Annotated in this window: 13 protein-coding genes; 7 read left to right on the plus strand and 6 right to left on the minus strand. The window is 61.9% G+C overall.

All coding sequences use genetic code 11. The features are described from left to right. Window positions 1-221, minus strand: a 221-nt coding sequence (locus tag G552_RS17020; protein ID WP_027883222.1) for a GntR family transcriptional regulator, incomplete at its 3' end; no start/stop codon positions are given. Window positions 222-412: 191 nt separating this feature from the next. Between G552_RS17020 and lepB the strand changes: the two genes are divergently transcribed. The 4 genes from lepB to G552_RS0111815 all read left to right on the plus strand — a co-directional run bounded on the left by lepB (window position 413) and on the right by G552_RS0111815 (window position 4,187). Beyond that, window positions 413-1,195: a signal peptidase I gene (gene lepB, locus G552_RS0111800; protein WP_027883223.1), complete on the plus strand. Its 783-nt coding sequence runs from the start codon at window positions 413-415 to the stop codon at window positions 1,193-1,195. Window positions 1,196-1,247: 52 nt separating this feature from the next. Further along, window positions 1,248-1,796 (plus strand): ATP-dependent protease subunit HslV, encoded by a 549-nt coding sequence (gene hslV / locus G552_RS0111805; protein ID WP_027883224.1) that lies wholly within the window; start codon window positions 1,248-1,250, stop codon window positions 1,794-1,796. Continuing rightward, window positions 1,793-3,046 (plus strand): ATP-dependent protease ATPase subunit HslU, encoded by a 1,254-nt coding sequence (locus tag G552_RS0111810; RefSeq protein WP_027883225.1) that lies wholly within the window; start codon window positions 1,793-1,795, stop codon window positions 3,044-3,046. Before hslV ends, G552_RS0111810 begins: the two co-directional genes overlap by 4 nt. A gap of 76 nt (window positions 3,047-3,122) precedes the next feature. After that, the gene (locus G552_RS0111815) at window positions 3,123-4,187 is read left to right on the plus strand and encodes a tetratricopeptide repeat protein (RefSeq protein WP_027883226.1); all 1,065 of its coding nucleotides are present in this window, start codon (window positions 3,123-3,125) and stop codon (window positions 4,185-4,187) included. Here the strand turns inward: G552_RS0111815 and G552_RS0111820 are convergent. After that, a complete protein-coding gene (locus tag G552_RS0111820) occupies window positions 4,150-4,929 on the minus strand; it encodes a patatin-like phospholipase family protein (RefSeq protein WP_027883227.1) in 780 nt (259 codons plus the stop codon). The genes G552_RS0111815 and G552_RS0111820 overlap by 38 nt on opposite strands. A 65-nt stretch (window positions 4,930-4,994) precedes the next feature. On the opposite strand from G552_RS0111820, the gene G552_RS0111825 reads away from it, so the two are divergent. Continuing rightward, window positions 4,995-5,813 carry a serine/threonine-protein kinase gene (locus G552_RS0111825; protein ID WP_027883228.1) on the plus strand — a complete coding sequence of 273 codons (819 nt, stop codon included), beginning with the start codon at window positions 4,995-4,997 and terminating at the stop codon, window positions 5,811-5,813. A gap of 103 nt (window positions 5,814-5,916) precedes the next feature. Here the strand turns inward: G552_RS0111825 and G552_RS0111830 are convergent, their stop codons facing one another. From G552_RS0111830 to G552_RS15370, 4 genes are read right to left on the minus strand one after another with little or no spacing between them, the layout of a single operon-like run. Further along, on the minus strand, window positions 5,917-7,059 hold the full coding sequence (locus G552_RS0111830; protein ID WP_027883229.1) for a citrate synthase/methylcitrate synthase: 1,143 nt from the start codon (window positions 7,057-7,059) through the stop codon (window positions 5,917-5,919). Window positions 7,060-7,116: 57 nt separating this feature from the next. Further along, window positions 7,117-7,917 carry a HesA/MoeB/ThiF family protein gene (locus G552_RS0111835; RefSeq protein ID WP_027883230.1) on the minus strand — a complete coding sequence of 267 codons (801 nt, stop codon included), beginning with the start codon at window positions 7,915-7,917 and terminating at the stop codon, window positions 7,117-7,119. 2 nt (window positions 7,918-7,919) lie between these two features. Further along, window positions 7,920-8,318 carry a M67 family metallopeptidase gene (locus G552_RS0111840; protein ID WP_027883231.1) on the minus strand — a complete coding sequence of 133 codons (399 nt, stop codon included), beginning with the start codon at window positions 8,316-8,318 and terminating at the stop codon, window positions 7,920-7,922. 34 nt (window positions 8,319-8,352) lie between these two features. After that, window positions 8,353-8,859 carry a TlpA family protein disulfide reductase gene (locus G552_RS15370; protein WP_036270789.1) on the minus strand — a complete coding sequence of 169 codons (507 nt, stop codon included), beginning with the start codon at window positions 8,857-8,859 and terminating at the stop codon, window positions 8,353-8,355. 65 nt (window positions 8,860-8,924) lie between these two features. Between G552_RS15370 and G552_RS0111850 the strand changes: the two genes are divergently transcribed. Beyond that, window positions 8,925-10,190: an MFS transporter gene (locus tag G552_RS0111850; protein ID WP_036270791.1), complete on the plus strand. Its 1,266-nt coding sequence runs from the start codon at window positions 8,925-8,927 to the stop codon at window positions 10,188-10,190. Further along, window positions 10,187-12,451 carry a DEAD/DEAH box helicase gene (locus G552_RS0111855; protein WP_027883233.1) on the plus strand — a complete coding sequence of 755 codons (2,265 nt, stop codon included), beginning with the start codon at window positions 10,187-10,189 and terminating at the stop codon, window positions 12,449-12,451. The genes G552_RS0111850 and G552_RS0111855 overlap by 4 nt, the downstream gene beginning before the upstream one ends. Window positions 12,452-12,553: the final 102 nt, after the last annotated feature.

Raw genomic sequence — 12,553 nt, forward strand, 5'->3', positions numbered from 1 at the left:
CGCCCCACCACCGACTCTACCAGCCCGTCACTTTGCAGCTCGCGGTAGGCGTTGTGAACGGTGAGCCGGGTGGTGCCGACCTCGCGGGCCAAAGCCCGCACCGTAGGAAGACGGGTACCCGGGGGCAGCTCCCCCCTGGCGATGCGGGCACGGAACTCCTCGGCAATGTGCCGATACAAAGCCGTTCGACCATCCCGCCGCAGCTTAACCCGCACGCCCACAGTGGCCTCCTTGAATGGAGGCATTATATGCACCGCACGGAAGGCCGTGGAAGGTACAAGTGGCCGGATTGTGCTAGGACAATCTCTTAGAACACCCAGGCAAAGCCCTTCATGTGGTATAAACCTGGCTCGGTAAGATGGGCCTGGCCTAGAGTGGGATATGCTAGGGCCTAAAGCAGGGGACTTTTACGATGCGCAAACTTTGGGATTATCTCTTCAGAGAATGGTTTCGCCAGGTAGGCGAGGCCCTTTTGCTGGCTTTCCTGGTGACCACTTTTGTCTTTACCACTGTGGGGGTGGTGGGTAGCTCCATGAACCCCACCCTGCTCAACGGTGAGCGGGTTTTCGTACCCAAGTACGAGACCTGGCTGGTACGCTTTGGTCTGATGCAATGGGCCAGGGGCGAGGTGGCCATCGTCAAGCCGCCCGAAGGCACCCCTAACGCCGTAGCCCAGTTTCCCATTCTGGGTTTTCAGTTCCGGGCTTTCTTTATCAAGCGCATCATTGGGCTGCCAGGAGACGAGATCAGCCTGCGCGAAGGGGTGGTCTACATCAACGGCCAGCCCCTCAACGAGGTACACATCACCGCCTCGCTGATGCCTTACCCAGACAGCTACCCGGTGGTCTGCTACCAAAACGGACGGCTTTTGGCCCTAATCACCCAGCAACAAGTTCGCTTTGCCCCCGAAAACCTGCCTGAATTTCTCCGGCCCACCCTGGAGATGCTAACCCCACCCAGCTCGGCTGACTTGGAAAAAAGCTACAGCGGCGAACACTGCTTCACCGGCTCTCTCAAGCTCAAGCCCGGCTACTACTTTGTAATGGGGGACAACCGCACCTTTGGCGGTTCAGAAGACTCGCGCACCTTTGGGCCGGTGCCAACAGAAGCCATCGCGGGGCGGGCCAACGCCGTCTGGTGGCCCTTGAATCGCATACGTGCGCTACCGATTCCCGAGGGTTTCAAGGGCCTCTAGCCTGGCCTGCCTCTCATTCCTGGTTCACCCTGAAGCGCTACATTCCGGTGGAATGGGAATGCACGGCACCACCATTGTGGCAGTACGTCGAGACGGTGTCACCGCAATCGCAGGCGATGGGCAAGTGACCCTAGGGCAGACCGTAATGAAGACCGGGGCCGTAAAGGTACGGCGCCTCGAGGTGGGCGGTGGCGTCTTGGTGGGCTTTGCCGGGGCTGTGGCTGATGCCCTGACCTTGCTGGAAAAGTTCGAGGGGGCCCTTACCCATACCAAGGGCAACCTTTCCCGCGCGGCCATTGAAACCGCAAAACTCTGGCGCACCGACCGGGTGTTACGCAACCTCGAGGCCATGCTGGTGCTAGCGAACCGCGATACCCTCCTTCTGCTCTCCGGCAGCGGTGAGGTTCTCACCCCTGATGAGCCGGTCATTGCGGTAGGCTCGGGCGGCCCTTATGCCCTGGCCGCAGCCAAGGCCCTGCTGCGCTTTTCCAACCTTTCGGCTCCACAGATTGCCGAGCAAGCCATCCGTCTGGCTGGCGAGATCGACCTCTACACCAGCGGCCAACCCACCCAGGTCTTGAGCCTTGGGGGTAGCGAATGAACCTAACCCCAGCGGAAATCGTACGCGAGTTGGACAAGCACATCGTGGGCCAGGCCGCCGCCAAGCGAGCCGTGGCGGTGGCCTTGCGCAACCGCATGCGGCGCAAAAAACTACCCCCCGAACTAGCCCGCGAGGTCACCCCCAAAAACATCCTGATGATCGGCCCTACCGGGGTGGGCAAGACCGAGATCGCCCGCCGTCTAGCCCGGCTGGCCGGGGCCCCCTTCCTCAAGGTAGAGGCCACCAAGTTTACCGAGGTAGGCTATGTAGGCCGCGATGTGGACTCCATCGTGCGCGACCTGGCTGAGGCTTCTTATCAGCTGGTGCTGCAGGAGATGAAGGCCAAAGTCGAAGGCCGTGCACAGAGCTTAGCCGAAGAAGAAGTAGCCTCTATTCTGCGGGTTACGCCCCTCGAGGTGCGCTCGGGCCGCTACCACGACCACTGGGTGGAAATCGAGGTGGCCGAAGAAGCCCGGTTACCCCTGGTGGGCATGTTTGGTGGCGAACAGATGCAGGGGCTACAAGAGATGCTCAAAGGACTGATGCCTCAGCGCAAGGTGCGCCGCCGACTGCGGGTACGCGAAGCCCTCGAGATACTCAAAAACCAGGAGGCCGAGCGGCTGGTGGACAAGGAGGAAGCCACCCAGGAAGCCCTGCGGCGGGCCCAGGAGGAGGGCATCGTCTTCATTGATGAAATAGACAAGATCGCCCGCGGTAAGGGGGCCGTCGCTGGGCCGGACGTCTCTGGGGAAGGAGTGCAGCGCGACCTCCTACCCATCGTGGAAGGTACGGTGGTCTCGACCCGGCTGGGCCCGGTTTCCACCGACCACGTGCTCTTTATCGCTGCAGGTGCTTTTCACCTTTCCAAGCCTTCCGACCTAATCCCTGAGCTGCAGGGGCGGTTTCCCATCCGGGTAGAGCTGGAACCTTTGGGGCCCCATGAGTTCGAGCGAATCCTGCAAGAACCGGAAAACTCCCTCATCAAGCAGTATCAGGCCCTGCTCGCTGCCGATGAAACCGAGCTTCACTTCACCCCTGAAGCCATTCAGGCGGTGGCCCGGTTCGCTCACCAAGCTAACCAAGAGTTGGAGGATATTGGCGCTAGACGGCTTTCGACCGTGTTGGAGCGTTTGCTAGAGGAGGTTTCTTTCCAGACCAACCTAGGGCGGGTGGAAATTACCAAGGAGTATGTGGAGGCAAGACTGGGCCATGTGCTGGCCTCACCCGATCTCTCCCGCTACATCCTATGAGGGTCAAACCGAACGATGCCCGTTGGGGTTTGGTAAAATGCCCCAGCAAGGCCAGTGCAAGAGCAGGAGGAAGATGATGCGTTTTTGGTTTTTTGCGGTGGCTCTGGTAGCAGGTGGTGTGCTGGCTCAGCAAAACCCTGCCCAACCCCCTTCGCGACCCCAGACCCAGGCCAGCCTATGTGCCCTGCTCTTCGATGCAGGGCGTCCAGAAGCTGCGCTACCTGCCTGTGAGCGGGCCGTGCGGGATGCGCCCAGCGCCGAGAATCTCTATCTTTTGGCTCGAGTGCAGTCTGAGCTGGGCCGCTTCACCGCAGCTATTGAGAATCTGCGGCGCTCCATCACCCTCAACAGCAGCTACATTCAGTCCTATGTGGCCCTAGCCCAGGTCTACATGCGCCAGTACCTCCTTTCGGAGAACCGCGAGGCAGCCAAAGGTCTCTTGGATCAGGCCTTGAGCGCCCTGCGAGAGGCCGAGCGGGTCAACCCCAAATACGCCCCCATCTACGCCACACGCGGGGCGGTGCTGGCCTACCAAAACCGCCTCGACCAGGCCATCGAGTCCATCCAGCGCTCGCTGGTCCTCAAGGACGAACCGGTGGTGCGAGCCCTCCTGGCCGACATCTACATCCGGCAGGGCAAGTGGGAGGAAGCCCTCAAACACTACGACGAAGCGGTGAAGGCCGCCCCTAAAAACGCCAGTCTGCGCATCAAATATGGCAGTCTGCTGTTGCTGCGGGGCAACGTGGATCAGGCCATCGAACAACTCGACCAGGCCGTGGTGCTAAGCCCCGGCAACGCTGAAGCCTGGCTGCGCCGTGGCGATGCCTACTATGAAAAGAAAGAGTGGCAGCAAGCCGGCGTCTCTTATCAGCAGACTATCGCCCTTTCACCGGTGCGCTTCCCCGATGCCTACGCTGGGCTGGGCCAGGTCTTCATTGAGATGAAGGACTATCAGAAGGCCCGCTTCAACTTCACCAAGGCGGTGGCTCTGGACGGAAACAACCCCCTCTACCGCTACTGGCTGTGCCGGGCCAACGAGCTTCTGGGCGACAAAGCCGGGGCTCAGACCCAGTGCGAGCAAGCCCTGCGGCTGCGCCCGGATTTCAAGGAAGCCCAGGAAGTCCTAAACCGCTTGAAGTAGCGCCAAGCAGCCGCACTTGCGAAGCAGCCCGACGTCCGGCTTCTACAATCTCCTCCAAGCGAGCAAACTGCTCGAGGCCCACCCCCGGAAGCTCCGGGCGGATGTAGAGGTCGGGGGGATACAGCGAACGGCGGGCTGCGGTGAGGTGGTTTTGCATGATGTCGATGGCCCGGCGCACCTGTCCGATGGTCGAGCGAGGCACGCCTGGCCGCCGCATCTCAGGGGTTACGTCCACGGCCAGGACGTAGTGGGCCTGCATAAACCGGGCTGCATCCACCGGCAGATTGTCGAGCACCCCACCATCCACGTAGGTTCGTCCCTGGTAGACCACCGGGGCTACTAGCCCAGGGTAAGCCACCGAAGCCAGTACCGCCCCTGGCAGGTCACCCTGGGTAAAGTAGGTCAGTTTGCCGGCCTCGAGGTCTACCGCCGTCACCACCAGCCTGCGCTTCAGCTCCTCGAAGTAAGGCGGTAGGTATCTGGCCAGAAAATCGCGCAAACCCCGCTGGGAGATGAGACCAGGCCGAGGCACCAGGTCCAACAAGCGCAGCCAGGGGGTCGAGCGGGCAATTTCGAGAATCTCCGCGGGCCCTTTGCCTGAAGCATACAAAGCCCCAATCACCCCGCCCATGCTGGTGCCAGCCACTACCTGAGCCTCAAAGCCCTGGGCCTCGAGGACTTCCAACACGCCGATATGCGCCAGCCCTCGAGCCCCACCTCCCGAGAGAACCAGACCGCGCACAGCCCGATTCTAACCTGAGCCAGGGTTGAAATAGCCCCCAGCCCCCTGGCAAAGCCAGTATAGTGATGGGTGTGGGGCTGGCTGGAATCACCCTGGAGGGCCGCTACAAGGTCATCCGTCCTATTGCCCGCGGGGCCTTGGCCACCGTGTACCTGGCCTTCGACGTGCATGGTCAGCCCTACGCCTTGAAGGTATTTCCCAAGGGCTATGAAGGACGTGCCGACCGCGAGTGGAGGGTGGGGCAGCAGCTCTCCCACCCCCACATCAACCCGGTGCTGGGCCGGCTCAGCGTACCCCACGACGGAAGCGAAAACCCCGCGGTACTGCTGGCCTTCGCCCCTGGGGCCCGGTTTTCCGAGTGGCGCAAGGATCACCCCAGCAAGGTGTTGCAGGTTTTCCAGCAGCTCCTCGAGGCCCTGGCCCACATGCATAGCCACAACCTGGTACACCGCGACGTCAAGCCAGACAACCTGGTTGTAGACGGCACCGGCCAGGCTCGCCTGGTTGACTTCGACCTTTCCGGGCCTACCAGCGAGCGCTTCGCGCAAAGGCTTCGCCTGGGCACCATCGCCTACCTAGCCCCAGAGCAGATTCGGGGGCAGTCGCCCACCCCCGCTTCGGATGTCTACTCTGCGGGGATTCTTCTGTACTGGGCCTTGAGTGGCGAGCTACCCTTTGTAGGTGAACCGGTGGAGGTGATGAAGGCTCACCTAAGGGAGATGCCACCCCCGCTTTTGGCTAACCCCGATACCGGCTTGCAGATAACCCCTGGCCTGCAATACTACCTGAATCGGCTTATTAGCAAGGACCTGGCCCAGCGCTATGCCAACGCCCTCGAGGCTCTCCAAGGCTTCAAGGAGTGCGGTTTAGCCAAGGCGACATAAGGCCGATACCTCAGGTGGTTTACGTATTTAGCAAAACCTCTGCAAATCCACCCCAAAAAAGCAAAAACCCCGCTTAAGAAGCGGGGTATCGATAGCCATAAGCCTATCGCTTAGATAGCTTCACATAAGGAAGGTCGAGGGGGCCGGTATAGTGGGCGTCCGGGCGCAGCAGGCGGTTGTCTACCTTGGCGTACTCCAGAATGTGGGCACACCAGCCGGAAATACGGGCCACCGCAAAGATGGGGGTGAAGAACTCGAGGGGGTAGCCTAGGTCGGAGTACACTACCCCGGAATAGAAGTCCACATTGGGGTAGATGCCTTTGGGGTTGTAAATAGCCCCGGCCTGCCGCTCGATCTCCTTGAGGATGGCATACTCCTTGCTGTGGCCGTGTTTTTTAGCCACCTCCCCAGCGTACTTGTCGAGCACCCCGGCCCGGGGGTCGTAGGACTTGTAAACCCGGTGGCCCATCCCCATAACCCGGCCCTTCCTGGCCTGTAGGTCGGCCAGCCAGGCCGAAACATTCTCGGGCGAACCCACCTCGGCGATCATCTTCATGACCGCCTCGTTGGCTCCCCCGTGCCGGGGCCCCTTGAGCGCACTCACTGCAGCTACAATCGAGCTGTAGATATCGGTCTGGGTGGAGAAGGCCGCAATGGCGGTGAAGGTAGAGGCATTAAAGCCGTGCTCGGCCTGCAGAATCAGCGCCACATCCATCAGCTTGGTCTCCTCTTTGCTGGGCACCTTGCCGGTGGACATATAGAGGAAATTAGCTGCGTGGGACAGGCCCTTACGCGGAGCCAGTATTTTCTGCCCTTCACGGTGGCGTTTGGTAGCCGCTACGATGGTGGCGAACTGAGCGATGAGGGTAAGGGATTTCTCATACAAAGCCTCCGGAGAAACATCGCTCTCGTTCTCATCCACCATGCCCAACTCGCTCACCGCGGTGCGCAACATGGACATAGGGTGGGCATGGCGGGGAAACTGTTTGATCTGCTTGAGCACCGAGGGCGGCAAGGCCCGGCGGGAAGCCAGCTCCGCGCTAAAAGCTTTGAGCTCGGCCTTGTTGGGTAGTCGCCCGTGCAGCAGTAAGTAGGTGACCTCCTCGAAGGTGGCGTACTCGGCTAAGTCCTGGATTTTGTAGCCAGCGTAGTACAGGCGGCCCTGCTCCCCATCGATAAAGCACAGGCTGCTCTCGGTAAAAATGACGTCTTCCAGACCTCGGGCAATGGTTACGGTTGCACTCATACGCTCTCCTATGTTCCGACCTCGGTCGGCTTCAGCCTGTGTATTTTAGCGCCTTTTCTACGAGGAAATACCGCACCCCTCTTCATAATTTTGCAGTGTAGTTACACTGGGGTGCTCGCCACAGACCGGGCAGTCCGGGCGGCGGCGGAAGCGAAGGTTGCGGAACTGGGCCGAAAGCCCATCGTAGAGCAAAAGCCGGCCCGAGAGGGTCTCCCCCAGGCCAAGCAAAACTTTAAGGGCCTCGGCAGCCATCAGGCTGCCCACCACCCCGGGCAGCACGCCAAACACCCCGGCCTCGGCGCAACTGGGCACGCTGCCTGGTGCGGGAGGCGTAGGGTATAAGCAGCGGTAGCAGGGGCCCCCTTGGTAGTGAAAAAGCGAGAGCTGACCTTCGAACTGATGGATGGCCCCATAGACCAGAGGCTTACCCAACAGCACGCAAGCATCGTTGACCAGGTAGCGGGTAGGAAAGTTGTCGCTGCAATCGAGCACCAGGTCGTAGGGCTGTAGGGTCTTTCGGGCGTTGTTCGCCTCGAGCCTGCGGTTGTACACCTCCACCTGCACGTGAGGGTTCAAGCTCTGCAAGCGGGCCTGGGCCACCTCGGCCTTGGGCTGGCCCAGCACGCTAGTATCGTAGAGCACCTGCCGCTGAAGGTTGGATAGCTCCACCCGGTCCATCTCCACCACCCCCAGCCGGCCTACCCCAGCTGCGGCCAGGTAGAGTAGCGCCGGTGCGCCTAGCCCTCCAGCCCCGACCACCAGCACTGCGCTTTGCCTGAGCCGGGCCTGGCCAGCCCCGCCCACCCCCGGCAGGATGATGTGCCGGGCATAACGGTCGAGTTCCTCCTTGGTCCACATACTCAATCTGCTGCTGTAGCCACCACCTCGAGGGGCACCACCTCCCCCTCGGGCAGGCGAAAGGCCCGCACCTCCCCGGTTTGCAAGGCCACAATAACATAGGGCACCCGCCAGAAGGCCAGCCGCCGGTCGGTAGAGCTGGGCCAGGCTACACCAGTAGGGTGGGAGTGGTAGATGGCCAGAAGCTCGAGCCCCATTCTTTCCAAAGCCCGTAGGGCCTCGAGCAAAGCCTGGGGGTGAGCCTCATAGGCCCGCCAAGGCTCCGGGTGAACGTTCACCAAGGGCCAGACCCGCTCCACCCGCCCCTCTCGGCCCGCCCACAGGCCCACCCCTTCGGCAGGCTGCACCCTGTGTAGGTGGGCCAGGGTCTGCTCTAGGCAGGTGCGAGAAACGCGCAGCATGCTTGTGCCTGGACACGCCAGCGCTCGAGGCCCGCTAGTTGAGCTGAACCAGAGCTGCCCGAAGCTGTTCTGGACTCATATAGCCGCGCACCTCACCGACCAGGCGGCCTTTGGCATCGTAGAAAAAGTTGGAGGGGTAACCGTTGACCCGCAGAGCCATGGCCACTGTCCGCAAGGCATCCTGGTAAACCACCGCCTGGGAAAAGCCCCGCGCATCGTGAAATTGCCGCACCAGCGAGGCCGGCTCACCATCGTTCACAAAGGCAAAGTGTATCCCCGGGTGCTGTCGGGCCACCTCCTCGAACTCCGGTAGCTGGCGCTGACAGTAGGTACACCAAGTAGCCCAGACCACCAAAACCGTGGGCTTGCCGCTTTGCAGCCGCACCGGGGTACCGTCTAGCCGCACGAGCTGGACTTGGGGCAGGTCGGCCCCTCGCTCTGGGGGTCTCGACCACAGCGCCAACGCCACCAGACCCAGTACCACCACCCCCACCAAAGCCAGCTGCAGCGCAGGCGGAAGTTTTTTAGGCGTCACTTCCACAAAGCCTAGTTTAGCAAGGAAACGCAGCCCTGAATGTTTGCAACGCGACCATATATACTGCCGCTGTGACGGCTGAACCCACCTCCACCGTGCCCATTCCCCCTTTGGTTCGTCAAAACACCTGGCGGCTTTCCATCACCCAGGCCATCAATGGTGCGGGGATTCAGCTCATACCCACCTTTGGCGCCATACAGGTGGTGATGCTTTTGGGCAACGCTACCTTCGCCGGGCTGGCCACCAGCCTGATGGCCTTGGCCCGGGTGGTCACTGCAAGCTGGGTAGGCCGCCTGAGCGACCAAAAAGGGCGCAAAGCCGGTCTTTTTCTAGGGCTTTGGCTGGGGCTGGTGGGCGCCATGCTGGTGGGAACAGCTACCTTGATGGGCTCGTTTGTGCTGTTCTGCGCAGGGATACTGGTCTTCGGCAGCGGCGTGGGCGCGGTACAACAGATGCGGGTGGCCGCCGCCGATATGTACCCCCCCAGCCGGCGGGGCGAGGGGCTTAGCCTGGTGGCTTTGGGCTCGCTTTTTGGCGCGGTTCTTTCCCCTTTGCTGGTGGCTTTCGCCGAAGCGCTGAGCCAGCTTTGGCACCTCAATGAAATCGCTTTAGCCTGGTTGTTGGTGCCGGGCTTGATTCTGCCGGGCTTCTTGCTGGTCTATGGCATCCGGCCCGACCCCCGGCAGATGGCCCTCGAGCCCCAACGTTACTACCCCACCTGGGCGCTTCAACCTACCGCTATGGCCAGCGGGAGCCTCGAGACCCCTCACCCCCCGGGCCCCCGCCTGGCGGCCATCCTTTCAGCCGTCGTAGCCCAAGGGCAGATGGTCATGATGATGGCCATGACTCCCCTAGCCCTAAAGGCACTAGAGTGCAGTTTGTCGCAGATTTCCTTTTCGGTAGCCTTGCACGTGGTGGGGATGTTTGCCTTCTCCTGGTTTATCGGGCGCATGGCCGACCGGATAGGGCGCAAACCCATCCTGCTGGCGGGGCTGGGGGTGGCCGGGCTGGGCGCCCTTCTGGTGGGTCTAGGCAGCGGATACTGGCCCATTACCATAGGAACCTTCCTGGTAGGGCTGGGCTGGTCAGGGGCTTTTTTGGGGGCCAACACCATGCTGACCGACGTAACCCCCGCGGCACGGCGAGGACGGGCCATCGGCTCGCTGGATCAGTGGGCCAACCTGGCCGGCATGGGCCTACCCATCCTGGGAGGGCTGGTGGTGGAAGCGCTGGGCCTGCGAGCGCTGGGCTTTCTGGGAGCGCTGCTGATGCTGCTGCCCATAGCGAGCCTGACCCGGGTGCAAGAACACCGACCCGGAAGCTATACCGCGCCATGAACCTACCCCAAGCCCTTCTACCCTACACATCTTTTGCAGAGTGGTTGCGCGACCTCGAGGGCTACGCCGGACAGCTCCGCTTCGTGCGGGTGCTCCCGGCCAACCCTCCCAACCCCACGCCCTACCAAGGGGTTTTTTCCGGGGTGCTGGCCGCTTTGGGCCTACAGCCTTACAGCTATCAAGCTGAGGCCCTGGCCCTTCTGGCCCAGGGTGCTCACCTGGTGCTGGCCACTGCCACCGCCTCGGGCAAGAGCCTGGTCTTCCAGGTACCGGTACTAAAGGCCCTTTTGGAAGGTCAGACCGCGCTATTGCTCTACCCCACCAAGGCCCTGGCCCACGATCAGCTAAAGCGGCTGCGGCAGCTCGCCGAAGCCCTGGGGGCTGCCGAGCGCATCTACCCCTACGACGGCGACACCCCTCCTTCCCAGCGCAAGAAGGCGCGGGAAAACGGCCAAGCCCTACTCACCAACCCCGACATGCTGCACTTCGGCCTGCTGCCCTACCACCCCGACTGGGCCTCCTTCCTGGCCCGGTTGCGCTATTTGGTGCTGGACGAGCTACATGCCTACCGAGGGGTCTTTGGCACACATACGGCTCTAATTCTCCAGCGCCTACTTCGCTTGGCTTGGCACTATGGGGCTTGCCCGCAGGTGATCGCAGCCAGCGCCACTATTGCCAACCCCGCCGAGCATGCCCAGGGCCTTACCGGCCTTAGCTTTGCGGCTGTGCACGCAACCCCTTCCCGAGCCGAGCGGGAGTTTGGGCTTTGGGTGCCTAAGGCTCTAGACAAAGCCGGTACCCTCCGGCGCAGCCCCAACCTCGAGGCCGCTCTGCTGGCCCGACATGCGGCTGAACAGGGCCTGCGCACCCTAATCTTCACGAATGCTCGCCGCACCGCCGAATTGGTGGCCCGCTACGCTGCCGACGAGCGGGTACGTCCCTACCGGGCCGGTTACACTGCCGCCGAGCGGCGCAGGCTCGAGCAGGCCCTACAGGAAGGCTCTATCCGCGTGCTGGTCAGCACCAGTGCCCTAGAGCTGGGCCTGGACATCGGCGGGCTGGATGCGGTGATCTTGCTGGGTTACCCTGGCTCAGTTAGCTCCTTTTGGCAGCGGGCTGGGCGGGCCGGGCGGGGGGCCCAGCGCGCTTTGGTGCTTTGGATTCCCCGCGAAGACCCCCTAGACGCCTTCTTCGAACAACACCCCGAGCTTCTGCTAGCCAGCCCCCCAGAGTCAGCCGTTGCCGACCCCGACAACCCTGTGCTTTTTCCCCTGCACGCCCACTGTGCAGCCCGCGAACTCCCCATTGCCCTACCAGACCAGGGCCAGCCCGACCCCTTCTACAAACCCTGGCACGCTATCCAACCCCCGCTGGTGGAAAAATACGGTCGGCTTTACACGCCCAAACGCAATCCACACCGCGAGCTTACCCTGCGTGGGCTAGGTCAGAGCTTCAGCTTGCGCGACAACCAAGGGCGGCTACTGGGCAGCTTAGATGAGCGGCAGGCCTACTGGGAAGCCCATCCCGGGGCGGTCTACTTGCACCAGGGCGAGAGCTACCTGGTGCGCAACCTCGACTTAGAGAAACGAGAGGTGGTTCTTCTGCCCGCCTTAGAAGACTACTACACCCAGCCCAGGGCCGAGACCCATATCGAGGTGCTAGGGGGCGAGGAAATTCAGGCTGGGGTGTGGGTGGGGCCAGTAGTGCTGCGCGAGCAGGTTATAGGCTACGTGAAAAAACGCTTCGTTAGCGAAACTGTGCTGGAAGAGGTAGCGCTTTTGATGCCCGAACTCAGCTTCCAAACCGAGGCGGTCTGGTTCCACCCCTGCGAAGGGGTGGCAGTATGGCCTGGTTCGGAAGAGGGTTCGCTAAGCGAAGCCCAGGTGCCCTCGGCCATCCACGCCCTCGAGCACACCCTCATCGGTCTGCTTCCGCTTTTTGTGCTTGCCGAGCGACAGGACGTAGGCGGGGTTTCGTACGCCTTCTACCCCCGGCTCTTACCCTCGGGTAGTGGCCCCACCATCTTCATCTACGACGGCTACCCCGGTGGCGTGGGGTATGCCCGGGCGGCTGCAAGGCAGTTTCCCCGCTGGATCGCCGCAGCCCTCGAGCTACTGAAAAGCTGCCCCTGCGAGGATGGCTGCCCTCGCTGTATCCTCTCGCCCAAGTGTGGCAATGGCAACCAATTTCTTGATAAAGCTGGCGCCAGATTTCTAGCCGAAGTTCTGAGCCAGCGCTATAGGTCGGGAAAACCAAACTGAGGTTCTTCAATCAAGCTTTCGCCCGCGTGCGACGGCCCGAATCGCTCGAGCCTCGAGCCCGGAGCGTTTCAATCCTCACTCGAGCTTTCGCCCGAGTGCGAC

This window comes from Meiothermus rufus DSM 22234 (genome assembly GCF_000423425.1).
Taxonomy (GTDB): domain Bacteria; phylum Deinococcota; class Deinococci; order Deinococcales; family Thermaceae; genus Meiothermus; species Meiothermus rufus.

Bases quoted from the DNA above. Each gene is read 5' to 3' on its own strand.
- lepB (WP_027883223.1), top strand. From the start codon at position 413: ATGCGCAAACTTTGGGATTATCTCTTCAGAGAATGGTTTCGCCAGGTA.
- hslV (WP_027883224.1), top strand. From the start codon at position 1,248: ATGGGAATGCACGGCACCACCATTGTGGCAGTACGTCGAGACGGTGTC.
- G552_RS0111810 (WP_027883225.1), top strand. From the start codon at position 1,793: ATGAACCTAACCCCAGCGGAAATCGTACGCGAGTTGGACAAGCACATC.
- G552_RS0111815 (WP_027883226.1), top strand. From the start codon at position 3,123: ATGCGTTTTTGGTTTTTTGCGGTGGCTCTGGTAGCAGGTGGTGTGCTG.
- G552_RS0111825 (WP_027883228.1), top strand. From the start codon at position 4,995: ATGGGTGTGGGGCTGGCTGGAATCACCCTGGAGGGCCGCTACAAGGTC.
- G552_RS0111830 (WP_027883229.1), bottom strand. From the start codon at position 7,059: ATGAGTGCAACCGTAACCATTGCCCGAGGTCTGGAAGACGTCATTTTT.
- G552_RS0111835 (WP_027883230.1), bottom strand. From the start codon at position 7,917: ATGTGGACCAAGGAGGAACTCGACCGTTATGCCCGGCACATCATCCTG.
- G552_RS0111840 (WP_027883231.1), bottom strand. From the start codon at position 8,318: ATGCTGCGCGTTTCTCGCACCTGCCTAGAGCAGACCCTGGCCCACCTA.
- G552_RS0111855 (WP_027883233.1), top strand. From the start codon at position 10,187: ATGAACCTACCCCAAGCCCTTCTACCCTACACATCTTTTGCAGAGTGG.